We start from the raw sequence: 25978 nt of genomic DNA on the forward strand, positions 1-25978 counted from the left end.
TTTAATTAAGGATTTGATATTCAAATTTTGGATAACCGCGTACTCCATTTTCATTCACCATCGAAGTAAACTTTAACTTATAAGTATTTCCGTCAGTATCTTGAATGATGTAAAAACGCTCGTTAAATAGTCCGTTAAAAACATCTCTCCAATTGGCTCCAATTACTCTTTGATCGATTTCATATAATGAATTATCGATATTTGAGGAAGTGAAATCTTGATAGGCAATATCTTCAGTCATTACTTGATAAGCTCTGGTGTTAGAAAGAGTGTTAGTAGCTACATAATCAGAAAAACCATAAGCAGATTCTCCACCTTCTGGAAGATCTAATACTTCCGTGAAAACAGTGAAATTCAGATCCCATTTCCCTTTTGTTGGAGCAACATCTACCACATTTTCATTTACCATACTGAAATAGTTGAAATCGTAACTGTTATCCTTAGCAATAGTGATTTCTTGGTGAGTAGTTGCATCTAAATCGGCATAAAGCAATTTATAAGCACCGCTTTCTTGTACAATTCTTATCTTTTTCCAACCTCTATCGGCTCCAGCAACGGCAACGCTTCCAGTTTCTGGAGTGTCGGTTCCAATTTCGTTCCCCATTTTAATGAGGTAAACTTTATTCTCTTCAAGGTTGATAGAAATTTCTTCGATCACCGTTTCGTTTAAATTTCCGCTAGGAGCATCTACAAATTCATTAGATCCTTGTACTAAGAAAGCCATTTGTGACTGTAAACTAGCAACATCAGCTTCGGCAACTGCATCAATATTCGTAGTTTCTAATGGAGCAGCCATCATAAATAAAGAGCTATTTAGCTTAACGCGGAATTGATCTCCGTTATAAAAAGCTAAATCCCATTTATCTCTACTGACAACGGTTTCTTGTTGTGTACTTAAATCTAAATACACTTGATTTCCTTCATTAGGCCCTCCTAAATTGGGAGAAATACTTCCGCCAAGAGAAGCAGTATCAGAGAAACTTACGAGATTGGTAGTGTTTCCTTGAGTAAAACCATTAGCAATATTCACTTCTGTTATGGAGAACTCAATAGATTTATCAGTGTCATTTTGAGCAGGATTTGAGTTTAATCTTTCCAGACTGAATGAGGTTTGATGGGTTCCCATCACAATAGGAATTTCAATAATTCCGCTTTGCGCGGATGGAGTAGTGCTATAATCCTCACCGTAACTTAAGTTGATTTCGGTATAGGTAATAACGAGCATTCCGTCTTGTGGCGCTTCATTAGAAAAAACAAGGTCTATTTCTTTTTCATTATCAGTTTCCGCGAAAGCTGTAGAAGGATTTTTAAAAGCCACGACAAATTCAGAATCATTGGCTGTGGAATCATCATCTTTATTACAAGCCGTAAAGAAAATAATGACGAGAGAAAAAAGTACTAAATAGTTAGATTTCATAATTAAAAATTTAGATGGTATAAAAGTTTTACAAAGAAAGACCTGCCATATCCTAATAACTGAGATGAAGATGCTGCAGTGTGCGTGCCACCTTGGCCTGTACTAGAGTTTACTTCTGTAATATCTAATACATTTCTTGCGCCTATAGTAATATCTAAATCTTTGTAAAATGTTTTTTTGATAGATGTATTTAACCACCCATAACCGTCAATTTTTCCACGGGTAATAATTGTTTCTCCACTATCGTTTATGCTAGAAACAAATTGGTATTGAGGACCATTTAACTTGAAAAATGTAGAAAAAACGGTATTCCATTTAGGAATTTGGTAAGATAGATTAGAGTTAAATTGAAGCGCATATAAATAGTCATCATTATATGTTTCACTACTGTTCAATATTTTAGACTCTCCAGAGAAAGCAAGTCCTAAGGTAGCAGAAAGGTTTTTGTATTTAAGGGTATTTCTTAAAGAAAGCCCCCAGGTTTTGTGTAAATCTATATTGTTGTATTGGTAGGCGAGGGGAGAAGTACTCGTAATAATTAAATCTATTTTATCTTCTACATCTAGATACCAAGTCGATAGTTTTGGGGTGTATTTTACTTGGTAATCCTTAAACCAAAAGGTTTTTTTAAAATGAAAAAATATAGACTTCCCATATTCCGGATTTAAATTTTCGTTTCCTTGTACATTATGGTTGCTATCTACCATATAAAAGTAGAGCTGCTCAAAAGTAGGTGTTTTTGGCGCCGCTCCAACAATTGTTCTAAGTTGATAACCTCCCTTAAAGCTATATTTTCCGCTAAGGGAAAGCGCATATTGCGGCGAGAATTGTGTAGAGCTTATGATTCTAGCGCCTGGTCTTAGAGATAATCTGTTGGTAGGTTTAATTTCCGAAGAAACAAAAAAGCTATAGGAGTTAAGCGTGTTGTTTTGGGTTCTTTTTGTAATATCTTGAGAAGAAAGTCCACTAGCAGAACCATTATCCAGTGTAGTTTCATAACCTAATTCTAATTTAAACTTCTCTTTATTAAAAAAGTTATTGAAAGTTCCTCTAGAGAAAAAGCCTTTGCGAGTATTGTAATCATAATTTTCAATATTAGACTTCTCTTCAGCTTTTATGGTGTAAGTAAAAGTTTCAATATTCTTAGTTTGTTCTTGGTAAGATGCAGAAATATTGAAGTTGATTTGGTCTCTAATTTTCCCTGTGGCATTTAAATGATGATAAAACCTGTCTGAATTAAAGATCTCATCATTGGCTGTGGGGTTATTAGTTTGTGTAGAACTATTATGATTTAATAAAACATTGGTATTGTACTTATTAGTTTCTTCCGTGAAGTATTCCAACTTGTAAAAAACGGTAAAGTTTTTAAAACGATAATTAATTAAAGTTTTAATACTATTTTGTTCTTTAGGAAGCCATTCATAACCTCTTAAACCATCATTTTCATCCTCAGGATTAAAATAATTTTTCCCTTGGTTTTGATTAAGAAATCCTTGAAAATCATTTCTGGTAAACAACACATTCGCGTAGAGTTTATCCGTAAAATTATGGCCCACTTTTAAAGACTGTATATGTCTGCCTTCATCAAATAATCCATATTCGCTGCTAATGGTTTCTTCTTGAATATATGGCGTGATTTGCCATTTCGCTTTCGCGGATTTTTTAGTGATAATGTTCACTACACCGGTTACTGCATTAGAACCGTATTGTACACCCATAGCACCTTCAATAATTTCTATTTGCTGAATGTCATCTAAGTTAATTTGAGAAATATCTATAGCATTCCCGAAACCTTCATCCCCTACAATGGGTACATTATCTACTAAAATTTTTACATATTCTGAGTTAAATCCAAACTGTTGAATTCCCGATCTGCCTTCACCGGCTTGCGGAATAATATTCATATTTAATGTTTGGGTAAGAACATCGGCAAGGTTATTTCCTGCCATCAACTGAATGTCTTTTTCTGTAATTACCTGTACTTCAAAAACTGATTTTTTTACAGATTGGGAGTTGTACTGTCCTGTGAGAATGACTTCCTCTAGATCATTCACTTTTATGCTGTCTTTTTTCTTGTCATTCGTTTCTTTCTTAACCTCAGTCTCTTGAGCTTGAATGTTAAAAAAGTTTAAAAGTAAAATGATGAGTAGAAATCTATTTTTCATTATTTAGACTAAGTCTTAATTAAAATATTTCGACAAATATATATATTATTTTAATCCAATCTAAATAAATTTAATATTTTTGTTCCAGAAATCAATCTATAAAAAACTAATAAAAATGAATTTCAAGAACTTATTATTGACAAGTGTTTTGATGGCAGCCACTAGCGTTGGTTTTGCCCAAAAAAATCTAAAAGAAGATAAACAAGCTATAAAAGATATGTGCGGCTGTTTTGAAGTTACCTTTAAGTATACCGAGACATTTTCTCCAGAAATTGATTATGAAAAGCATTATGATTATACAGCTACAGCATTAGAATGGGCAGAATTGATAAAAGATGAAAAAGATGAAATTTCTATTCAGCACCTTTTAGTACTTAATGATACCATGGTCATTAAGCACTGGAGACAAGATTGGTTATATGAAAATACAAAGCGTTATGACTTTAACCACGATAACCAATGGACTTTTGTAAATATGAATAAGAAAGATGTAAAAGGACAATGGACACAAAATGTATATCAGGTAGATGATAGTCCGCGTTACTCAGGTTCTGCAACTTGGATTCATGCAGATGGAAGGCATTATTGGAATAATACTACAAGTTCTCCTTTGCCGCGTAGAGAATATTCTAAACGAAGTGATTATAATGTAATGATGCGTGGTAATCAAGTTGAAATTACAAAAGAAGGGTGGTTACACGAGCAGGATAATGAAAAAGTAATTCGTGAAGATGATAAAGAAGATGTGCTTTTAGTAGAAGAAAAAGGATATAATGTATATCGTAAAGTAGCCGATGAAAAATGTAAAGCTGCAAAAAACTGGTGGGCTACCAATAAAGATTTTTGGAGTAGAGTAAGAAATAAGTGGAGTGATGTTTATGGTCGCGATAAAGATTTAGCTTTAGAGAAAGCGGTAAATGGTCAGGCTTTATTTATGCAATTATTCCCAATGGATATTGAAACAGAACAATCAAAAATTGGTAGTACCGTAGAAGAATACGTAAAAAAATAAATGATGATTAAAAGGTTATTAATATTTTGTGGCCTATTAAGTTGTTTTGCTTTTACGATTACAACAACCCAAGATAGGCTTCAAGAAAAATTTGATAAGGCGATAAAAAGCACTTACGAAGTAAAGGATTATCAGTTAGAATCTATTACGGCTTTAGGAAATATAGAAGAAAAAATTCCGGCGAAGACCGCAGCCAAAAACCTTTCAAGAATTTCTGTACAAGGAGAACTTATAGGTTATACCTATTTGGGAACTGCTCCAAGTAAAAAGAAGAAGTTTGAATATGTGGTGTTGTTTGATAAAGATTTGAAGATTAAAAAATCTAAAGTTCTTATCTACAGAGAAGATTACGGACTTCAAATAGGTTCTCAGCGTTGGCTTAAGCAGTTTATAGGTATGACGCCAGATTCTAAGGTTGAGTATGGAGGGAATATAGCTGCCATTAGTGGAGCGACTATTTCAGCCTCATCTATGGCGAGAGCTGTAAATAATGTATTAAAAACAATGCATATTTTAAAACAGGAAAATCAATTATGATCAACCTTAACGGATTTATTTTTAGGTTACCCAAAGAAGTAAAATTATTAATCGGCGCTTTTCTTGTAGTGTTAAGCGTCGGTTATTTTACGGGTTTGACTTTTGTAAATGATACTACTGAAAATCATCCTCAAGGTATTCAAGAAAACTATTTAGGTAACGAAGAAGACCTGGAAGCAGAAGTGATGAAGTTTAAAAAACCAGAAAGAGAAATGCTTACCATCATTCATACGCACATTCTTTCTATGTCAGTTATATTTTTTCTTCTTGGCGGATTGGTTTCCATAACCAAGTCTAACAAAAACTTAAAGAAAGCTTTGATGATAGAGCCGTTATTGTCGGTCTTGTTAACCTTTGGCGGAATTTATTTAATGTGGACTGGTTTACATTGGATGCGTTATGTGGTGGTGGTTTCTGGAATACTTATGACTACATCTTTTGTTATATCTGTACTTCTGGTTTTCTCACAATTGTTTAGAAAATAAATAATAACTTTATTACAAGTTTCTTAGCATAAAAGCTTACTTTTGCATGCAATTAAATCTTTAATTGCGATGACTGCACACGATAATAAAATTGTAGGAGAAGGATTAACATATGATGATGTTCTTTTAGTTCCTGCATTTTCCGAAGTTCTTCCTAGAGAAGTTAACATTCAAACCAAATTTACCAAAAACATAACCATCAACGTTCCTATTGTTTCGGCAGCTATGGATACGGTGACAGAATCTCGCATGGCTATTGCTATGGCTCGAGAAGGAGGTATTGGTGTTTTGCATAAAAACATGACTATCGAGCAGCAAGCACTTAAAGTCCGTAAAGTAAAAAGAGCAGAAAGTGGAATGATTATCGACCCTGTTACTTTACCTATAGAAGCAAAAGTAAAAGATGCCAAAGAATTGATGCGAGAGCATAGTATTGGTGGAATCCCCATTGTAGATCAAGAAGGAAAATTAATTGGGATTGTTACCAATCGTGATTTGCGTTTTGAGAAAAACAACGAAAGACCTATTGAAGAAGTAATGACTTCTAAAAATTTGGTAACCGTGGCAGAAGGGACTTCTTTAGAAGATGCAGAAGAAATCTTACAAGAGAATAAAATTGAGAAATTACCTGTTATTAATAAGGATAACAAGCTAGTAGGTTTAATCACGTTTAGAGATATTACTAAACTAACTCAAAAGCCTATCGCTAACAAAGATCAATACGGTAGATTACGTGTGGCAGCAGCTTTAGGTGTCACTGCAGATGCTGTTGATAGAGCAGAAGCTTTGGTAAATGCAGGGGTAGATGCTGTAATTATAGATACAGCTCACGGCCATACTAAAGGCGTGGTTCATGTATTGAAAGAAGTGAAAAAGAAATTCCCAGATTTAGAAGTAGTAGTAGGGAATATCGCTACTGCGGAAGCTGCGCAATATTTAGCTGACGCTGGAGCTGATGCCGTAAAAGTAGGAATAGGTCCGGGTTCTATTTGTACCACACGAGTAGTAGCGGGAGTAGGTTTTCCACAATTTTCTGCTGTAATAGAAGTAGCTGCAGCTTTAAAAGGAAGCGGAGTGCCAGTGATTGCAGATGGAGGTATACGTTATACGGGAGATATTCCTAAAGCCATAGCAGCAGGAGCAGACTGTGTGATGCTAGGTTCTTTACTGGCAGGTACTAAGGAATCTCCAGGAGAAACTATTATTTACGAAGGAAGAAAATTTAAATCTTATCGAGGGATGGGATCTGTAGAGGCGATGCAAAAAGGCTCTAAAGATCGTTATTTTCAAGATGTAGAGGACGATATTAAGAAGCTTGTTCCAGAAGGGATTGTAGGACGTGTACCTTATAAAGGAGAATTATTTGAAAGCATGAATCAATTTATTGGAGGTTTACGTGCAGGAATGGGATATTGCGGAGCAAAAGATATTGAAGCTTTAAAGAACGATGCTAAATTTGTGAAGATAACATCGTCGGGAATTCATGAGAGTCATCCTCACGATGTAACCATTACCAAAGAAGCACCTAATTATTCTAGATAGTTTTAAGTATAAACTTATAAAATTGAAGAAAGCTCTAATTGTATTAGGGCTTTTTTTTTAGGTTAGATTTTTTCTGCAAGCCATAAAAAAATATACTTCCTAGAAAATACATTACTACATCCCACCCATCAGAAGTGTAGCGAGGGTTTATTTGAGGTTGATAATATTCAAAATAAATAGCATAATAGATAGTCAAAGAGATAATTGTAAATAGAGATAGTCTTATGGAATCATCCTTTTTAATCTTTTGCACAGCTATTAGGCAAATAGTAAGTACAATTGGCATACATAACAAATCGTTAGTATACGAATTGATTATGGTGGGCAGTTGGATATGGAGTAAATGTTTTGTAGCTAATAAACACAGAAATAAAGTAAGAAGAGAATATAGAACTTTATAGATGAGGGTCATAATAAAAGCAAGGAAGTAATAAATGCTAAAATTCCTCCTATGACCATGACAATCATCCATACCGAGTAGCCCATTTTAGAAAAAAATAAGCTCAATTTACTTTTTGGTTTTTCTGATGTAGATTTATTTTCGCTTTCTTTTTTCATCCTTATTTAAATAGTATAAAGTTGTCCTCGATGCGGTTTTAGCGCATCTCTAATAGGTTTCATTTCATCTTTGGAGACAATCATAAATGCCAGAGAATGCATATCTGATAGGTTTTCAACTCCTGTAATATTTAGCTGAGTTTTTTCAAACTTGATAAAATCTTTAAGATGAATTTCATGATGCTCAGCAGTTTTTTGAGCGTGAGTACCTCTAAAATCCCATATAAGTTTAATATGTTCCATTACGTATTTTTTACACTTGTACCATCTTCCGCGAAAGCTTTAAAATCTTTCATATATTTTAAAGATTGTTTCTTAAATAGATTTGGCATAATCCATCCTAAAAACTTAAGACTTAAATTAGAAAATTTAAATTCACTCTCACTTATCCAAGTGGTTTGGTTCTCACCTGTTACTTTAAAATAATTGTGTTGAATATTATGAACACCTTTGGTGTCGTAGGTAGCGTGAAATTCTTCTGGGAAATCATTTTCAATAATGGTTTCAATCATTTCCATTTCTCGCTTCCCCATTTTATAACTAAGCTTCATTTGAGAACCTTCTTTACCAGGCTCTCCTGTCAGGAGACTAGCTTCTAATAAACCTTTTTGCCAGTGCTGTAAATTTTCCATAGAATCCATTTTCGCAATGACTTCTGTTCTGGGTAATTCGATAACAATTTGGCTGGTGTATTTCATAAAGAAGTAATTAAAAAGTTGAATTCAAATATAATTAATAATTTATTGAAGCGTTACTTTTCCTAGTGTCTTTATGCAGATTGAAAATTTGATTTTAGCAGAATAATAGAATTTTATTTTTACAACTTTATTTAGATGTAGGATCTTAATTTAAATACTTGTATAACCTTTTATATTTCTTATTTTTGAGCACTTTTAAAAATTATAAAATGAAAAATCTACTTTTACTTGTTTTCTTTGCGACAAGTTGTTTTGCAATTGCACAAAAAGACGAACAAAAAGTATTATTGACCATTAATAATCAACCCGTTTATGCCGATGAGTTTAAACGTGTGTTTTCTAAGAATTTAAATCTTCTACAAGACGATCAAAAAGATGTAGAAGAGTATATGGATCTTTTTGTAGATTATAAATTAAAGGTTTTAGAAGCCGAAGAGCAAGGCTTTGATACGCTTCCTTCTTTTATGGGGGAATATAATATCTATAAAAAGCAGTTGGCAGATAAGTATATGAAGGATTCTGAAATTACAGAGAACCTTTTAAAAGAAGCTTACAGTAGAAAAACTGAAGAAGTAAATGCCAGTCATATCTTAATTAAACTTTCGGCCAGTGCAACAGATACTTTAAAGGCATATCAAAAAGCAATGAAGGCAAGAAAAGAAATCCTTAGCGGAAAATCTTTTCAAGAAGTGGCACAAGCTTATTCAGAAGATCCTTCCGTAAAGCAAAACAATGGAGATTTAGGTTGGTTTTCTGTGTTTTCTATGGTTTATCCATTTGAATCGGCTGCTTATAAAACCAAGAAGGGTGGTATTTCAATGCCAGCAAGATCGCAGTTTGGTTATCATATTGTAAAAGTAAATGATAGACGAAAAGCAGAGGGTACCGTAAAGGTGGCTCATATTATGATAGAAAATAAAAAAGGAAATTCTGATGCTAAAACTCAAATTTTTGAAGTCAAAGAGAAGTTAGATAGCGGCAATGGTTTTTCTGAAATGGCTAAGCAATATAGCGACGATAAAAATACAGCCATAAATGGAGGTGTAATTAATACTTTTTCTAGAGGTAAATTAAACTCTAAAGAATTTGAAAATGTAGCTTTTGGTTTAACTGAAGTAAATGAAATCTCTCAGCCTTTTAAAACAGAATATGGTTGGCATATTGTAAAACTTTTAGAGAAAAATCCTATTAAAAGTTTTGAGGATGAGAAAGTAGAGCTTTCTAGAAGAATGAAGGGAGATATAAGAGCACAGCTTATAAGGGAAGATGTTTTAAAAGACATAAAAGAAACCTACAATGTTAAAGAAGATGAAGAAGCTTTAGCTTATTTTACTCAAAATGTTTCTGATGATATATTATCTTCAAGATGGGATATAGCAGATTTAAAAGATATTCCGCAAAAGAATATAATAGAAATAAAAGGAGAAGGGAAAAGCTATGAGGATTTTGCAAAGCTTATGAGTAATGCTCAACGCCAAATAGGTAATGTAGATTCTAAAGAAAGCTTAATTGCAAATTGGTTAGAGATGTTTAAAGAAAACTTTCTTATTTCTTACCATAAAGATCATTTAGAAGAAACCAATAAGGAGTACGCTTACATTATTGAAGAATACCGTAATGGATTGCTGTTGTTTGAGCTAATGGAAGATAATATTTGGCAAGCTGCTAAAGAAGATTCTATTGCTTTAAAGCGTTATTATGATCAGCATAAAAAAAGCTTTGTCAAAGAAAAACAATATACTTTGACAATGGTATCGACCGATACTAAAGATATGGCGAAGCAAGTGAGAAAATGGATGAAAGATGAGGTAGCTAAAGAAGAAATTGAAAAGAACGCTAAAGAAATGGGACACACCATATTATTTAAGTCGGGTGAATTCAAAGAGAATAATGAAGCGTTGCCTACTAAAATAAAAGATAGAAAAGGTGTTTCTAAAGTTTATGAAAATAATGGCGTATTTCTTGTGTTAGATATTAAAAATATTGAAAAAGAGGGAATAAAAACCTACGAAGAAGCAAGAGGTGAAGTGGTAAGTAAATATCAGCAGCAGCTAGAAAAAGAATGGATAGAGAATATTAGATCAAAGAATAATGTGACTATCCATCAAGAGGTATTAAAAAGTTTAGAGAAAGAATTTGAATAAAACTCCCTATTACATATTTATATTAAGTTGTTTCTTGCTAATGAGTTGTGATTTCTTTCAGCCTAAAGATGAAAGAGTTCCATTAGCAAAAGTACATGATAATTACCTCTATCAAGAAGATGTAAAAGGATTAATTCCCGATGGAGCTTCTTCAGAAGATAGTGCTTTATTTATGTCTAACTATATTAATCGTTGGGCTCAGGATGAATTGTTTATGTATCAAGCAAAAATAAATTTATCAGAAAAAAAACAGCAAGACTTTAAGGAACTTATTGAAAATTATAGAAGTGAGTTATATACAGAGGCTTATAAAGATGTTATAATTTCTAAAAAGATAGATACTACATTTCAAGATACGGTTATTCACAGTTACTTTGAAGCTAATAAAATAAATTTTAAGCTGAATCAAGACCTCATAAAACTAAGGTATGTTGATGTAAGTAAAGATTACCCTGATGTAAAAGAACTCAAGGAGAAAATTACAAGGTTTAATCAAGAAGATAAAATAGAGCTAGAGGAAGAGTCTTTAAAGTTTAGAAATTATTATTTAAATGATTCGGTATGGGTAAAGCCTATAGAAATCTATAATAAAATAGGACCTTTAGATACTTCTAAAAACGAAGAGTTTTTAAAAAAGGAAAACTTCTTGCAACTTGAGGATTCTTTAGGAGTATATTTGGTATACATAAAGGATGTCTTAAAAAGAAACGATCAAGCGCCTTTGGAGTATGTAAAACCAACGATTAAGCAAATTCTTCTTAATAGAAGGAAACTAGAACTATCAAAAGAATTAGAAAAAGAAATAATAAAAGATGCAATTAAAAATAAAAAGTTTGAAATATATAATTAATATCTGCTGTATAGCCTTATTCTCAATAACCGCGTTAAATGCCCAAACTAAAGCTGTAGATAGCAGTTTGGTTGTTACTGGTGAAGAAGAAATGGTAAAAACAGAGATCAAGAAAAAAGATTCTGTTCAGCCATTTAAGCGTTTCAAAGCAGATGGTGTTGCTGCAGTAATAGGTGATTATCTTATTTTAGAAACAGATATCATTAAAATGCGTGAAGACATTAAAAATCAAGGAATAGCTTCTGAAGAAATTTCTGACTGTCAATTAGCGGGTAGATTAATGGAAAATAAACTGTATGCGCACCATGCGTTGCAAGACAGTACCATTACGGTTTCTGAAGATGAGGTGAATAATATGATCGATCAGCAGATGGATAGAATGGTTCAGCAAATAGGAAGTATGGAAAAACTGCTGGAGTTTTATAGAAAAGAAAGCGAGAAAGATTTAAAAGAAGAGCTTTTCATAATCAATAAAGAAAGAACTTTAAGTGATCGTATGCAAAGTAAAATTGTAAGCGAAATTGAAGTTACTCCAGAAGAAGTAAGACAGTTTTTTGATCGTATTCCAGAAGATGAACGTCCGCAGTTTGGTGACGAAGTAGAAATTTCTCAATTGGTAATTGAGCCAGAAGTTCCGCAAGAGGAGGAGCAAAAAGTAATCGATCAGTTAACTGAAATGCGTAATGATATTGTAGATAATGGAGCGAGTTTTGCCACTAAAGCTGTTTTGTATTCTCAAGATGCAACCAGCACCAAAGGAGGACAAATGACCATTACTAGAAAAGATCCTCTAGATAAAGATTTTAAACAAGTAGCTTTTAGTTTACAAGAAGGAGAAGTGAGCAAGCCCTTTAAATCATCTTTCGGGTACCATATTATTCAGTTAGATAAAATAAGAGGTCAGAAATTAGATATTAGACATATAATCATCATGCCTAAAGTAACCGATGCAACTATTAAAATAGCAAGAGAGAAATTAGATACTATAAGAAATAGCATTGTTAACAATAAAATTTCTTTTGATGAAGCGGCTAGAAGATATTCAGACGAAGAAGAAACTCGTGGTGATGGGGGTAAATTAATTAACCCTAAAACAGGAGACACTCGTTTTGAATTAACAGATATAGATCCTATTATTTATGAGAAAGTAAATAGTTTAAATGAAGGAGAGACTTCTTTAATTTTAATAGATCAAACCCGAACAGGTACTAAGTTCTTTAAAATAATTACCGTTAATAAAAAGTATAAAGAGCACATTGCAAATTATTCTCAAGATTATACCAAAATAAAAGAATTAGCTTTGAGGGAAAAGCAAATCAAAGCCATCGAGAAATGGCAAAAAGAAAATATTAGCGATACTTACGTAAAAGTGGGAGAGGAATATAAAGATTGTGCTTTTAGTGGTAACTGGTTAAAACAATAAATTATGTCTGGAGATGTGCGTGCCATCGAAAATTTTGTAGAAAAATATAAACAACTTCAATTAGAAATAGGAAAAGTCATTATAGGACAAGAAAAAGTCGTTAATGAAATTTTACTATCTGTATTTGCAGGAGGACACGCACTATTAATCGGAGTGCCAGGACTAGCTAAAACCTTAATGGTTAATACTATATCTCAGGCTTTAGGTTTAGATTTTAAAAGAATTCAGTTTACACCAGATTTAATGCCGAGTGATATTTTGGGTTCAGAAATTTTAGATGAATCTAGAAATTTTAAGTTTATAAAAGGACCTATTTTTGCTAACATTGTTTTAGCCGATGAGATCAATAGGACACCGCCTAAAACACAGGCAGCTCTCTTAGAAGCAATGCAAGAAAAAATTGTTACCGTTGCCGGAAAACGTTATCCTTTAGAGCAACCTTATTTTGTATTGGCTACACAAAACCCTATTGAGCAAGAAGGAACATATCCTTTACCTGAAGCGCAATTAGACCGATTTATGTTTTCAATTTTTCTAGAATATCCTAGTTACGAAGAAGAAGTAAATGTGGTAAAAAGTACAACTTCTACTAGCAAAGTAACCATTAATGCGCTTTTTAATGCACAAGAAATTATCGACTTCCAGCAGTTAATTCGTAGAATTCCTGTAGCAGATAATGTAGTGGAATATGCTGTTAAACTTGTCGGAAAAACCAGGCCACAAGGTGAGTTTGCCCCACAGTTAGTAAAAGACTATATAGATTGGGGGGCAGGACCAAGAGCTTCTCAAAACCTTATTTTAGCTGCAAAAGCTAATGCAGCTACCAAAGGAAAATTCTCTCCAGACATTGAAGATGTAAAAGCTGTAGCTAACGGAATTTTAAGACACCGTATCATCAAAAATTATAAAGCAGAAGCGGAAGGCTATTCTGAAGAACAGGTTATTAAGGAATTACTTTAAGTAAAATGCTAAACCATTCAATTTAACTTAGCTTGATAGGTGCTCTAATTTTAAAACCAAGGAGAGCAGAAATTCATTATCTGGTAAAATTAGTTTTTCAAGTAGTCTTATAGTTGTAATCCTAGCTTGTAAAATATTCGAAAAGTTCTCGAGCGATTAATTTTAAAATAAATTTTAGTTAAATTACTATCTCTTTAGAATAGAATATTCATTCTGCTTTGCATTAAATTTTATTTTTAGAGTTGTAATAAAAATTCAAAATAATTACAATCTTTAAATAAATTCACTTTTTTTTTATTAAATCGTCAATTCAAATCGTTTAAATTATCAATCCGTTAATTATTCTTCAAAATAACCTTATTTTGATTCACTATAATTAAGGTTTTTGCTATTTCACTGAATTATCTTCCGCTAAATTGATGTTTTGATAGTTATTTTTTAATTTCATTAAATTTCATTACTTTCGCAGGACTAAAAAAACAGACCTATGGCATACGATATTGATATGATTAAGAAGGTTTATACTCAAATTGCTGAGCGTGTAGATAAAGCCCGCGAAGTAGTAGGTAAACCATTAACACTTTCAGAAAAAATCCTTTATTCTCATTTATGGGATGGTGAAGCTACACAAGCTTATACCAGAGCTGCAGATTATGTAAACTTTTCACCAGATAGAATTGCTTGTCAAGATGCAACCGCACAAATGGCATTATTGCAATTTATGCAAGCAGGAAAAAAGAAGGTAGAAGTTCCTACTACGGTTCACTGTGACCACTTAATCCAAGCTAAGCAAGGAGCTAAAAAAGATTTAAAAAGAGCTAATGAAACCAGTAATGAGGTTTTTGACTTTTTAGGTTCAGTTTCTAATAAATATGGTATCGGATTTTGGAAGCCAGGAGCAGGAATTATTCACCAAGTAGTTTTAGAAAACTATGCATTCCCTGGAGGGATGATGATTGGTACCGATTCTCATACTGTAAATGCTGGTGGTTTAGGAATGGTAGCTGTTGGTGTTGGAGGTGCAGATGCTGTAGATGTAATGGCTGGAATGCCTTGGGAGTTAAAATTTCCTAAACTGATTGGAGTAAAGTTAACTGGAGAATTAAACGGGTGGACTGCTTCTAAAGATGTAATTTTAAAGGTAGCTGGTATTCTTACGGTAAAAGGAGGAACTGGAGCTATTATAGAATATTTTGGAGAAGGTGCTAGAAACCTTTCTTGTACTGGTAAAGGTACGATTTGTAATATGGGAGCAGAAGTTGGTGCTACAACTTCTACTTTTGGTTATGATGATTCTATGGAGCGTTTCTTACGTGCTACCAACCGTGATGATGTTGCTGATGCTGCAAACGGAGTTCGTGAGTACCTAACAGGAGATGATGAGGTTTACGAAAACCCAGAACAATATTTTGATGAGGTAATCGAGATTAACTTATCTGAATTAAGACCACATTTAAACGGACCTTTTACGCCAGATTTAGCAACACCTATTTCTGAAATGAGTGTAAAAGCAAAAGAAAATGATTGGCCAATTAATGTGGATTGGGGATTAATTGGTTCTTGTACAAACTCTTCTTACGAAGATTTAACAAGAGCTGCCTCTATTGCAAAACAAGCAGTAGATAAGAAAATTAAAGCAAAATCAGACTTCGGGATTAACCCAGGATCAGAGCAAATTCGTTACACAGCAGAGCGTGATGGATTGTTACAGATTTTTGAAGATTTAGATGCGACAATATTTACTAATGCTTGCGGACCTTGTATTGGTCAGTGGGATAGAAGCGACCGTAAGGGAGAAGAAAAGAATACTATTGTTCATTCTTTTAACAGAAACTTCTCTAAGCGTGCCGATGGTAATCCAAATACTCACGCTTTTGTAGGTTCTCCAGAAATGGTAGCTGCAATCGCGATTTCTGGTCGTTTAGATTTTGATCCTACTCGTGATAAATTAATCAATGAAGATGGAGAAGAGGTAATGTTAGAAGAGCCTAAAGGAATTGAACTTCCTACAAGAGGTTTTGAGGTTGAAGATGCTGGTTATGTAGCGCCGATGAAAGATGGAAGTGGTGTAGATATTAAAGTAGCTAACGATAGTGAGCGTCTAGAGTTACTAACTCCATTTAAACCTTGGGATGGTAAAAATTTATTAGATGCAAAACTATTAATTAAGGCTCACGGTAAATGTACTACAGATCATATCTCTATGGCAGGACCTTGGTTGCGTTATAGAGGTCACTTAGATAACATTTCAAATAACTGTCTTATTGGTGCGGTAAACGCGTTTAATATGAAAACTAACTTTGTAAAAAGTCAGTTAACAGGAGAATATGGTGGTGTGCCAGATACACAAAGAGAATATAAAGCTAAGGGAATTCCAACTGTAGTGGTGGGTGATCATAACTACGGGGAAGGTTCTTCTAGAGAACACGCGGCAATGGAGCCTCGTCATTTAGGAGTTCATGTAGTATTAGTAAAATCTTTTGCTCGTATTCACGAAACTAACTTGAAAAAGCAGGGTATGTTAGGAATTACTTTTGATAATGAAAGTGATTACGAATTAATTAAAGAAGATGATACCTTTAACTTTATTGATTTAGAAAATTTTGCTCCAAATCAACCTTTAACTATCGAAATAGTTCACGCTGATGGTTCTAAAGATACGATCAAAGCAAATCATACCTATAATGAAAATCAAATTGAATGGTATAAAGAAGGATCTGCGTTAAATTTAATTAAAAAATTAAACGCTTAATCAGTCCCTTTTTATAGTATAAAAATAAAACTCCTGCATTTTGCAGGAGTTTTTTTATGAATATACTTAGTATTGGGTATTTCAGAAGAATGCTAAAGGTCTTAATTTAGATTAATAATTCTTTAAAGCAAAGATGATGAGAGCGATAGAAATTGAAAACGAGACTAGCGAAATAAATGTAGAATCAAATACTTGGGAGCACGAATATTGGGAAATAAACGATCACGTACCTTTAATTTAAGCTTTTAAAGAAAGCTTTGATAAATGCTGAAGAATATAAAGTTCCCATGATTTTTAAATCTTCTGAGAATTTTGTTTCTTCATCTAAGTATTTAAATATGTCTTGAATGCTGTTTTCACTATAAAACTGATCAAACAACCATTCTCCCTTTTCATTTTCTTTCTCTAAGACTTTTAAAAATACTTTATCGTAGTAATAAAACTTTTTATTGAAAGTTCCATTAGAAGGAGATTTCTTTTCCTTAAGATTTTGGAGAATATGTTGTACTTTCTTTTTGGTATGTTTAAACGAATAACCTGTTGAAGGTTTAACCCATCCGCCGCCTGTTCCTATTTTTGTAATTTTGTTGGAATGATATTTATGAAATGGAAAATTGGTCATAGGTATATTTCCCATTTCAGTTTCGGTAATACGGTAATCTTTTAGCTTTAGATATTTTTTAATATATCTTTTCAATTGTTCATCGTACACACCTTCCTCGGTAGTGAAAGGGGTAAAAAAAGTATATTCTACGAAAGCTTTGGTCGGTGATATAGGCAAAACGTAAGTGAAACTAGTAGAGTTTTTCCATTTAAGTCTATAATCCATCATAATAAATTGCTTTGGATTAAATTGCGGTGTACTTGTTTCTATCATCCAACCTTTAAAATGTTGATGAATCTTAGTTATTTTTTTATCTTCTTTATGATAATCATTAGGAATACGACTATCAAAAACATGAGTAGCAGTATAAATTTGTTGCTCTCCTATAACTTGAACCTCGGTTTCGTTTTCTTCCATGGAAGTGACACAATCCTGAATAAATTTAATAGAGTTATGCGCTTTTAATTGAGATTTAGCATCGCTATAAAAGTCGATAGCCCTTAGCATTTTATAAGTGTAGGGGCTAAGTTTTAATGATAAGTTTTTATGATTAGAAATAAAAGCACCTTTATCCCAAGAGGCGTATATAAGGTGATCCCAATTTCCTTTTCCTTTTTCCCAATAACACCAGGTTTTATCGTTTTTAGATTTTGATGATTTATCTATAAGAGCAATGCTTTTGTCTTTAAAAAAATTATCCTTTGAAAAAGCAAGCGCAAGCTGTAAACCTGCTAAACCACTTCCAACAATGATAAAATCATAGTGGTGATTTTGCATGTTATTTTTGTTTAAAATATTTAAAAGGAACCATAAGCATACCAAAATTCTCACCTTCTTCTTTACCCAGATGTTTATGATGAATTTTATGTGCTCTTCTTATACCTTTAGCATACCAATTGTCGGCATTTCTAAACATTTTAAAGCGTTGGTGTATAAAAATATCATGCACTGTAAAATAAGCTATTCCATAAGCTAAGATGCCTAAACCTATAGGAAGTGTAAACCAGATATTTTCATATTGCCAAAGCAAAAAGCAGCCTATGCTAACGAGTGCATAAAAGATAAAAAATAGGTCATTTCGTTCCCACCAACTGCCATGATCTTTGTGGTGATGGTCTTTATGTAAAGACCATAAAAACCCGTGCATGACATATTTGTGCGTGAACCAAGCCATAAATTCCATAAAGAAAAAGGTGGAAAAGAATATAAGTACCCAATAAACTGTTTGCATTACTAAATAAGGTTTAATCTACAAGAAATATATGATTTTGCTAAGAGTCCGGCTTTTTGGTAATTAGGAACTCTTATGCGTTGCTCCTTGATTTGTAGGGAAGGAGTTTTTTTAAGTTTGTTTAATAATTTATAAAAGTAAATATAAGCAGTGTAAACTCCTAATTTTGCTTCGACTGGTAACTTTGAGATTCCACGTAAAGCTTGAGTAAAATCGTCTTCAATTTCTTGAATGATTTCTTTTTTAGTCAATTCATCTAATTGCTCAAGATTTGCGTTGGGAAAGTAAGAGCGATTTAAATTTTCAAAATCGGCTTTTAGATCACGTAAGAAATTTACTTTTTGAAAAGCAGATCCTAGTTTCATAGCATCCTCTTTTAGTTCCTTATATTTTTCTTCATTTCCTTTTACAAATACTTTTAAACACATAAGCCCCACAACATCTGCGCTACCGTAAATATATTGCTGGTATTCTTCTTGAGATAAATAAGTGGTTTTATGTAAGTCTGTTCGCATGCTTTTTAAAAAAGCAACGTATAATTCTTTTGGAATTCGATATTTATGAACTGTTTCTTGAAAGGAGTTTAAAATAGGATTCAGACTTATCTTGTGTTCTAAAGCTAAATATAAATCTTCTTCAAACTTATTAAATAAAAACTCTTTATCGTAATCATGAAAGGTATCTACAATTTCATCGGCAAAGCGAACAAAACCGTAAATATTATAAATATCCTGCCTTATTGATGGGGCTAAAAGCTTGGTAGCAATTGAAAAGGAGGTACTGTAAGATTGAGTAACTTCTTTACTGCAAAGCTTTGAGACAAGGTCAAAAGTTGCTTTCATAGAGGTTGTTAGTTATGTTTTTTTATAAGTTCTGCTACTAATTTACCTGAAATTAACGAAGGAGGAACTCCGGGTCCTGGCACGGTTAGTTGTCCGGTAAAATAGAGACTTTTTACTTTTTTGCTTTTCAATTTGGGACGTAAAAAAGCCGTTTGAAAAAGTGTATTTGCAAGTCCGTATGCGTTTCCTTTATACGAGTTATAGTCTTTAACAAAATCATTTACACAAAAGGACTCTTTAAATATAACGTAATCTGAAACATTTTGGTTGGTAATTTCCTCAAAGCGTTTAATTATTTTTTTAAAATAACGTTCTCTTAAGGATTGTTCATCTCTTAATCCTGGTGCAAGCGGAATGAGAAATATGGCTGCTTCTTTCCCTTGCGGAGCTATGTTATCATCTGTTTTAGAAGGGAAACTAGCATAAAATAAAGGCTCTTCAGGCCATTCTGCATTATCGTAGATGGCTTTTGCATGGGCTTTAAAATCGACATCAAAAAATAAGGTGTGATGTTCTACGTTTTCAATCTTCTTATCAAAACCTACGTAAAAGAGAAGGGAAGAGGGAGCAAAAGTTTTCTTGTCCCAATAGGTTTCTGAATACTGACGAAGTTCTGGTTGTAGTAAAGTTTCGGTATGGTGATAATCGGCACCACTCAAAACGATATCTGCTTGGTGTTCTTTTCCGTTCGAAATGATCCCTGTAGCTTTGTTATGATTATCGACTAGAATTTTTTCCGCGGAAGCGTTTAAATTAATTTTTACGCCAAGGCTTTTTGCCAATTCACTCAAACCTAAAATTACTTGATACATTCCTCCTTTAGGATGCCAAGTTCCTAAGCCAAAATCTGCAAAATTCATAAAACTATAAAAAGCCGGAGTGTCGCTAGGTTTCGCACCTAAAAATAATACAGGGAACTCGAGTACTTGTATAAGTTGGTCATTTTTAAACTCTCTTCTCACTTCTTTGGCTATAGTGCTAAAAAACTGATTGAGTTTGGTTGCAGTTTGAGGCGTGATAAGTTCTAAGGGAGAAACTCCAGGTCTATAAACCAAATCTTTAATAGCAATATCATAATTGCTTCTGGCTTTTTCTATAAATTTTTCTAATTTTTGAGAACTTCCTTTTTCAATGCTTTCAAAAGCAGCATATATTTTGTCTAAAGTATCACCTATAGTGATACTTTCTTCTTTACTGAAGTAAACTTTATATGCCGGACTGAGTTTTATAAGGTTATAATAGGCTTGGGGAGTGGTATTAAAATCTGCAAAAAAACGTTCAAATACATCGGGCATCCAATACCAAGTGGGGCCAATATCAAAGGTGAAGCCTTCTTTTTTTAATTGTCTGGCTCTGCCTCCTATGCTGCTATTTTTTTCAAATATTTCTACCTCATAACCTTGCTGTGCTAAATAACAGGATGCACTTAGCGAGGAAAATCCTGAACCTATAATTATAATTTTCTTTTTCATGGTTATAATTTTAGAGTTAGTTCAGAAATATTTTTGAAAGTAGAGATATTTTCATTCAATAGGCTTTTATCGATTTCAGATTTTTTGTGTCCCAAGATCCAAAGCTTAAGTTGATGTTCTTCGCTAATTAATTCTTTTTTAAATTCTTTAATATAAGAAGTGGGATCTTCTGGTTGTATGGTAAAGTAAGATATAAAAAATATTTCTTTCGCCATGTGAGTAAAAGTCTTTAAGTTTTCTAGCGGAATGGTATGTCCTAAGAAAATTACCTTATAACCTAAAGATAAAAGTTCATAATTAATAAAAAGTATGCCTAAATCGTGGATTTCATTTTCAGGTAAAAAGAGAATAAACAACTTCTCTTCGCAAAAAGGTTTTTCATATTGAAGCTTCTCAATATTGCTATAAACTTTTTGCCGTATAAGATTAGAGATAAAATGCTCGTGAGATGGGGTAATGGTATTGGTTTGCCATAATAAACCTATATGCTCTAAAAAAGGTATAAAAACGTCTTTAAAAACTTCTGAGAAGGTTCTCTTTTTTAGAAGTTCATCGTAGGTATTTAAAAACAGAACAGCATCGTAATTAAACATAGCTACCAAAAAGGACTTTATAGCTCTGTTTTCATAATTGTTTGAGGAGGATGTAGATTGTACTAAATCACTAATTTCCTTATCGGAAAGATTTGATATTCTTGAAATCTTATATCCATTTTCATTGAGAAAGGCAATATTGAGTAATTTTTGAAGGGACGTAGTGTCGTAAACTCTAATATTGGTATCGGTTCTATTAGGCTCTAAAATATGATATCTCTTTTCCCAAATTCTTATGGTGTGAGCCTTTACTCCGCTAAGAACTTCGAGGTCCTTAATACTAAATTCTTTTTTGATATACTGCATAGGTCTATATTCAACACTTCAAAACTAAACTATAAAAAATAATTTTGTTTAAAGAATAAGTTAAAATATTAAACAAAATGTTTTACGATACTTCAAATGGCCTTGAAGGTTGAGTTTATAATATCAAAAGTGTACTAAGAATGATTGGAAAAAGGTGAGCTAAACTTATGTTATTGATTTCTTGCCTAACGATAGAAGAAGAAATAAGTTTTACTTATTATTAATTTTCTTAAGTAGTCTAAAAGCTTTGTTCGCTTAATCTTCCTTTATAAGAATGTAATAAAGTTATTGTGTTAAATAGAGTATAGTGTTCTTATATCTTTAATAAACACATCGAGATTACTAAAAAGAGGAGTTAAAAGGGATGTAATATAAAATTATAAAGAAAAAATATTGAAGTAAAGTGCCCAGAATGGGAGTCGAACCCACACGCCCTAATGGACACATGGCCCTCAACCATGCCTGTCTACCAATTCCAGCACCTGGGCCGAGGATTTTGAAGAGAATTAAAAAGTGATCTGGCTGGGGCTCGAACCCAGGACCCTCTCCTTAAAAGGGAGATGCTCTACCAACTGAGCTACCAGATCATTTTTAAAAAGTATATTTAAGAACTAAAATCTTTGTGATCTGGCTGGGGCTCGAACCCAGGACCCTCTCCTTAAAAGGGAGATGCTCTACCAACTGAGCTACCAGATCTAAATAACATTCTTTCCTTGAACGCGGGTGCAAATATAAGATGTATTATTAATTTATCAAGTAAATCATCAAACAATTTTTAATATCTTTAAAAAAAAATAATTTCTCATTAATTTAAGCTTATGAAAATTGTCTTGTGTGGATATATGGGTTCGGGGAAATCTCAAGTTGGAAAGTTGTTAGCCAGTAAATTAGGTTTGGTTTTTTTTGATCTGGATGATCAAATTGAAATAAATCAGCAAAAATCAATAAAAAAAATATTTTCAGAAAAAGGTGAAATTTTTTTTAGAAAAAAGGAAAATGAAGTATTAAAAGAGCTTTTAAATGCTCCTGAAAATTTCATTTTATCGCTAGGAGGGGGAACGCCATGTTATGCAGACAATCTAGAAATTTTAAAAAACAATAAGGAAGTACGACTTATTTATTTAAAAGTAGAGCTAAACGAACTCACTAAGCGGTTATTTAATGAAAAGGAGAAGAGACCTCTTATTAGTGGACAAGAAAGTCGAGAAAGCTTAAATGATTTTATAAGAAAACATTTATTTGAACGTCAGTATTACTATTTGCAAAGTGATATAATTTTAGATGTTTCTGAATTAAGTATAGAAGAGACTGTTAATTCACTAGTAAAACAGTTATAATAGTTCTGCCTTATATTCTTTGCCTAAAGACACTTTTACATTTTCACTTAATGAAGTAGAAAGAGATATTCCTTTAAAGTCGGCTTTAATAGGAAACCTTTTGTGACTTCTATCTACTAACACTGCAGTTTGTAGTTTTTTTAACGGAACGTTTAAAAAATACTTGATACCATAAATTAAGGTAGCTCCAGAGTTTAAAACATCATCTACCATAACAATAGATTTATTGGTGTAAAGATCTTCACTTAGTGAGGTTGTTACTTTGTTGAGAGGCTCTTTCTTATTTACTCTAACTTCACAAAGATTAATCTTAATAGGGGAAATATCTTCTAAACAATCTTTTAATTTTTGAGCAAAAAGATATCCACTATTAGCAATTCCAGCCAAGAAAATTTCATCTTCATCAATGTTGTTTTCATAAATTTGGAATGCTATTCTTCTTATCTTATGCTCTATTTGAGTGTGGTTTAAGATTAATGTGGCTTCTTTTTTCATAGATTATTCTTTAATTTCTTTGTCTGTTGCTGGGGTTTCAAACCAATCATCGATATCTCTACGATCTTTTTTAGTGGGTCTTCCAGTTCCTTTTTTTCGATAGTAATCTTTGGAATATTTTAAAAGATCTAATTTTTCTAAATTCTCTTTAGGAGTAATATCAGTAATATAAATGCTTACCAACTTAGCACCTACCCGAGATGGAGGTAAATCTAAAACTTCAATTTTATAATTAATTTGATTTTTTCTTACTTCAATTTTATCTGAAGGAAAAACATCACGAGAAGGCTTAACACTATCTCCATTTATTTTTACGTGTCCTTTTTTACAAGCATTAGTAGCAATACTCCTAGTTTTAAAATAACGAACACACCATAAAAACTTATCTACCCGCATAGTTGTTTAATTTTAAACTTTAAGTCAAAACAAAAATATAAGAAAATTGTATCTTGCACGCTTAAAAAGCATAAATGATGAAATATAAACTGATTTTTACATTAATGATTGCCGCAATTACTCTTGTGTCTTGTAATGATGATGATGGAGGAAATGGAGTTACTTACCGAGATAGAGCAGAAGTTGCAGCGGAGAATCAACAAGAAATTTTAACTTTCTTAGAAACTCATTTTTACCGATTAGAAGATAACCCTGCAAATACTAACTACCAAGTTATGGTTTTTGATACCATTGCTGGAGAAAATGCAGATGAAACACCATTGATTGATTCTGAATTTTTAAAATCTAAATCCGTTTCTGATGGAGTGGTAGATTACACGTTGTACTATCTTCAGGTTAGAAAAGGAAATGAACAAGAATATCAGCCTACTTTTGCGGATAATGTAATACTTACTTACAAAGGTGAGTTGTTAGATGGAGAACTTTTTGATCAAAGTATAAATTATACTAACTTCCAATTACCAAATTTAGGAGATGGAGGTTTAATAAAGGGGTTTGTAGAGGGTGTAAATGAATTTAAAGGCGCATCTGGCTTTGTGACTAATGAAGATGGCACAGTTTCTTATAATGATGACTTTGGAATCGGAGCGGTGTTTATTCCTTCTGGATTGGGGTATTTTGCAGAACCACCAATAAGTACTCCAATTGTAGCGTACGAATCTTTAATCTTCAGCTTTCAGATTTATAAAGGAATTCAAAATGATCATGATAGTGATGGGATTCCATCTTATATGGAAGACTTATCAAATGATTCTTATCTACTAAATGACGATTCTGATGAAGACGGGGTGGTTGATGCGTCAGATATTGATGACGACAATGATGGAGTCTTAACCATAGATGAAATAGAGGTAAATGATGCTAATGAAGACGGTTGGATTTCTCCAGATGAAATTATTTTAACAGATTCTAATAATGATGGAACTCCAGATTATTTGGATCCTGATGTATTTTAAATACAACTTTTAAAAAGCCTCAATTTTTAATTGAGGCTTTTTTTATCTTCTTTTCTTGAAAATAAAAACCTTGGTATTTCGTTTCCTATCATAAATGGTTACTTTTGCCGCTATGCAAAAAATAGGGTTATTACTCTTTATATTCTTATGTTCGTTCGATTTGTCAGCTCAAATTGGAGGGCAATCGACTTACCAATTCCTTAATTTGGTAGCTTCTCCAAGGCAAGCTGCATTAGGAGGAAAGAATATTACAGCCTACGACTATGATCCTACCGCAGCTATTTACAATCCTTCATTGATAAATTATAGAATGGATAATCAGCTATCGGTTAACTATGTTAACTATTTAGGTGATGTTAACTATGGAACAGCTTCGTATGCTTATTTGTTTGATAGGAGAACTCAGGTTTTTCATACAGGGATTACTTATGTAAATTACGGGACGTTTGATGGATATAATGAATTTGGAGAGGCTACAGGAGAATTTAGTGGTGGGGAAGCTGCACTTTCATTTGGTTATGCTTATAATATACCGTGGTCAGATTTTTATGTAGGCGCTAATGTTAAATTAATTTCTTCCAAGTTGGAACAGTATTCTTCTTTTGGAGGTGCAGTAGATTTAGGAGTAACTTACTTTTATGAAGACTGGGACTTGGTAGTTGCAGGAGTAATAAGAAATATTGGTACTCAATTTACTCCTTATAATGAAATTTACGAAAAAATCCCGTTAGAAGTCAATTTGGGGATTTCACAAAAAGCTAAAAATATACCCATTCGTTGGCATGTTACATTAGAGAATTTACAAGAATGGAATATTGCGTTTAGTAATTCGGCGAGAAACGAGACCGATTTAGAAGGAAATGTAGAAGAAGATGATCCTAGTTTCTTTAATAACGTACTAAGACACACTATACTTGGTGCAGAAATTTTTCCTGAAGGAGGTTTTAATTTAAGACTTGGTTACAGTTTTAGACGCGGCGAAGAACTAAGAATAGTAGATCAGCGTTCTTTTGCAGGAATTAGTGGTGGTTTGTCGGTTAAATTTAATAAAATCCGCCTAAGCTACAGTTATGCAAGATACAGCAGTGCGGCAAGTTCTAGCTTTTTTGGAATGCAGATTAACTTACAGTAATTAGTCAAAAA

At 32.9% G+C, this 25978-nt stretch carries 24 protein-coding genes and 3 tRNA genes; 12 read left to right on the forward strand and 15 right to left on the reverse strand.

All coding sequences use genetic code 11. From position 1 onward, the window contains the following. Window position 1: 1 nt before the first annotated feature. The gene (locus tag FT986_RS12765) at window positions 2–1417 is read right to left on the reverse strand and encodes an HmuY family protein (RefSeq protein WP_147865389.1); all 1416 of its coding nucleotides are present in this window, start codon (window positions 1415–1417) and stop codon (window positions 2–4) included. 2 nt (window positions 1418–1419) lie between these two features. Further along, window positions 1420–3582, reverse strand: a complete 2163-nt coding sequence (locus FT986_RS12770) for a TonB-dependent siderophore receptor (RefSeq protein WP_147865390.1) — start codon at window positions 3580–3582, stop codon at window positions 1420–1422. Between the two features lie 115 nt (window positions 3583–3697). Between FT986_RS12770 and FT986_RS12775 the strand changes: the two genes are divergently transcribed. The 4 genes from FT986_RS12775 (at window position 3698) to guaB (ending at window position 7158) form a co-directional block, all read left to right on the forward strand. Then, window positions 3698–4594 carry a DUF6607 family protein gene (locus FT986_RS12775; protein WP_147865391.1) on the forward strand — a complete coding sequence of 299 codons (897 nt, stop codon included), beginning with the start codon at window positions 3698–3700 and terminating at the stop codon, window positions 4592–4594. A 3-nt stretch (window positions 4595–4597) separates the two neighbouring features. Further along, window positions 4598–5131 (forward strand): FMN-binding protein, encoded by a 534-nt coding sequence (locus tag FT986_RS12780; protein ID WP_187248636.1) that lies wholly within the window; start codon window positions 4598–4600, stop codon window positions 5129–5131. Next, entirely contained in the window at window positions 5128–5616 is a 489-nt protein-coding gene (locus tag FT986_RS12785) for a hypothetical protein (protein WP_370451183.1), read from the forward strand. The genes FT986_RS12780 and FT986_RS12785 overlap by 4 nt, the downstream gene beginning before the upstream one ends. A gap of 69 nt (window positions 5617–5685) precedes the next feature. Next, window positions 5686–7158, forward strand: coding sequence for an IMP dehydrogenase (guaB, locus tag FT986_RS12790; protein ID WP_147865646.1), 1473 nt, complete (start codon window positions 5686–5688; stop codon window positions 7156–7158). Window positions 7159–7566: 408 nt separating this feature from the next. Here the strand turns inward: guaB and FT986_RS16000 are convergent, their stop codons facing one another. Genes FT986_RS16000 through FT986_RS12800 form a run of 3 tightly spaced genes read right to left on the reverse strand, consistent with a single transcriptional unit; the run spans window position 7567 to window position 8414 of the window. Further along, window positions 7567–7716 carry a hypothetical protein gene (locus FT986_RS16000; RefSeq protein ID WP_187248637.1) on the reverse strand — a complete coding sequence of 50 codons (150 nt, stop codon included), beginning with the start codon at window positions 7714–7716 and terminating at the stop codon, window positions 7567–7569. Window positions 7717–7722: 6 nt separating this feature from the next. Beyond that, the gene (locus FT986_RS12795; protein WP_147865393.1) at window positions 7723–7959 is read right to left on the reverse strand and encodes a hypothetical protein; all 237 of its coding nucleotides are present in this window, start codon (window positions 7957–7959) and stop codon (window positions 7723–7725) included. After that, a complete protein-coding gene (locus FT986_RS12800; RefSeq protein WP_147865394.1) occupies window positions 7959–8414 on the reverse strand; it encodes an SRPBCC family protein in 456 nt (151 codons plus the stop codon). Before FT986_RS12800 ends, FT986_RS12795 begins: the two co-directional genes overlap by 1 nt. A gap of 209 nt (window positions 8415–8623) precedes the next feature. Between FT986_RS12800 and FT986_RS12805 the strand changes: the two genes are divergently transcribed. The 5 genes from FT986_RS12805 to FT986_RS12825 all read left to right on the forward strand — a co-directional run bounded on the left by FT986_RS12805 (window position 8624) and on the right by FT986_RS12825 (window position 16543). Continuing rightward, window positions 8624–10558 (forward strand): peptidylprolyl isomerase, encoded by a 1935-nt coding sequence (locus tag FT986_RS12805; RefSeq protein WP_147865395.1) that lies wholly within the window; start codon window positions 8624–8626, stop codon window positions 10556–10558. A gap of 40 nt (window positions 10559–10598) precedes the next feature. After that, the gene (locus FT986_RS12810) at window positions 10599–11408 is read left to right on the forward strand and encodes a peptidyl-prolyl cis-trans isomerase (protein WP_147865396.1); all 810 of its coding nucleotides are present in this window, start codon (window positions 10599–10601) and stop codon (window positions 11406–11408) included. Then, window positions 11392–12831, forward strand: coding sequence for a peptidylprolyl isomerase (locus FT986_RS12815; protein ID WP_370451184.1), 1440 nt, complete (start codon window positions 11392–11394; stop codon window positions 12829–12831). Before FT986_RS12810 ends, FT986_RS12815 begins: the two co-directional genes overlap by 17 nt. Window positions 12832–12834: 3 nt before the next feature. Then, entirely contained in the window at window positions 12835–13791 is a 957-nt protein-coding gene (locus FT986_RS12820; RefSeq protein ID WP_147865398.1) for a MoxR family ATPase, read from the forward strand. 487 nt (window positions 13792–14278) lie between these two features. Continuing rightward, a complete protein-coding gene (locus FT986_RS12825) occupies window positions 14279–16543 on the forward strand; it encodes an aconitate hydratase (RefSeq protein ID WP_147865399.1) in 2265 nt (754 codons plus the stop codon). Window positions 16544–16775: 232 nt separating this feature from the next. Here FT986_RS12825 and FT986_RS12830 read toward each other — a convergent pair whose 3' ends face one another. From FT986_RS12830 to FT986_RS12865, 8 genes are all read right to left on the reverse strand, one after another. Continuing rightward, on the reverse strand, window positions 16776–17924 hold the full coding sequence (locus FT986_RS12830; protein WP_147865400.1) for a lycopene cyclase family protein: 1149 nt from the start codon (window positions 17922–17924) through the stop codon (window positions 16776–16778). 1 nt (window position 17925) lies between these two features. After that, the gene (locus FT986_RS12835) at window positions 17926–18378 is read right to left on the reverse strand and encodes a sterol desaturase family protein (protein ID WP_147865401.1); all 453 of its coding nucleotides are present in this window, start codon (window positions 18376–18378) and stop codon (window positions 17926–17928) included. Between the two features lie 2 nt (window positions 18379–18380). Next, the gene (locus tag FT986_RS12840; RefSeq protein WP_147865402.1) at window positions 18381–19220 is read right to left on the reverse strand and encodes a phytoene/squalene synthase family protein; all 840 of its coding nucleotides are present in this window, start codon (window positions 19218–19220) and stop codon (window positions 18381–18383) included. Window positions 19221–19228: 8 nt separating this feature from the next. Next, complete coding sequence (locus FT986_RS12845; RefSeq protein ID WP_147865403.1) at window positions 19229–20692, reverse strand: NAD(P)/FAD-dependent oxidoreductase; 1464 nt, start codon at window positions 20690–20692, stop codon at window positions 19229–19231. Window positions 20693–20694: 2 nt separating this feature from the next. Next, window positions 20695–21591 carry a MerR family transcriptional regulator gene (locus FT986_RS12850; RefSeq protein WP_147865404.1) on the reverse strand — a complete coding sequence of 299 codons (897 nt, stop codon included), beginning with the start codon at window positions 21589–21591 and terminating at the stop codon, window positions 20695–20697. A gap of 404 nt (window positions 21592–21995) precedes the next feature. Beyond that, window positions 21996–22079, reverse strand: a tRNA-Leu gene (locus FT986_RS12855). 26 nt (window positions 22080–22105) lie between these two features. Further along, a tRNA-Lys gene (locus FT986_RS12860) sits at window positions 22106–22178 on the reverse strand. Between the two features lie 36 nt (window positions 22179–22214). Beyond that, window positions 22215–22287 (reverse strand) — tRNA-Lys (locus tag FT986_RS12865). Window positions 22288–22409: 122 nt separating this feature from the next. Between FT986_RS12865 and FT986_RS12870 the strand changes: the two genes are divergently transcribed. Beyond that, window positions 22410–22928 (forward strand): shikimate kinase, encoded by a 519-nt coding sequence (locus FT986_RS12870; protein WP_147865405.1) that lies wholly within the window; start codon window positions 22410–22412, stop codon window positions 22926–22928. On the opposite strand, the gene FT986_RS12875 is transcribed toward FT986_RS12870, so the two are convergent. Both FT986_RS12875 and FT986_RS12880 read right to left on the reverse strand, forming a co-directional pair. Further along, complete coding sequence (locus FT986_RS12875; protein WP_147865406.1) at window positions 22923–23423, reverse strand: phosphoribosyltransferase family protein; 501 nt, start codon at window positions 23421–23423, stop codon at window positions 22923–22925. The genes FT986_RS12870 and FT986_RS12875 overlap by 6 nt on opposite strands. Before the next feature lie 3 nt (window positions 23424–23426). Continuing rightward, the gene (locus FT986_RS12880; protein ID WP_147865407.1) at window positions 23427–23819 is read right to left on the reverse strand and encodes an RNA-binding S4 domain-containing protein; all 393 of its coding nucleotides are present in this window, start codon (window positions 23817–23819) and stop codon (window positions 23427–23429) included. Window positions 23820–23893: 74 nt separating this feature from the next. Between FT986_RS12880 and FT986_RS12885 the strand changes: the two genes are divergently transcribed. Together FT986_RS12885 and porQ are read left to right on the forward strand one after the other, a co-directional pair. Next, the gene (locus tag FT986_RS12885; protein ID WP_147865408.1) at window positions 23894–24835 is read left to right on the forward strand and encodes an FKBP-type peptidyl-prolyl cis-trans isomerase; all 942 of its coding nucleotides are present in this window, start codon (window positions 23894–23896) and stop codon (window positions 24833–24835) included. Between the two features lie 112 nt (window positions 24836–24947). After that, a complete protein-coding gene (gene porQ, locus FT986_RS12890; protein ID WP_147865409.1) occupies window positions 24948–25967 on the forward strand; it encodes a type IX secretion system protein PorQ in 1020 nt (339 codons plus the stop codon). The last annotated feature ends 11 nt before the right edge of the window (window positions 25968–25978 follow it).

It is taken from the genome of Mesonia sp. K4-1 (assembly GCF_008017825.1).
Classification (GTDB): Bacteria; Bacteroidota; Bacteroidia; order Flavobacteriales; family Flavobacteriaceae; genus Mesonia.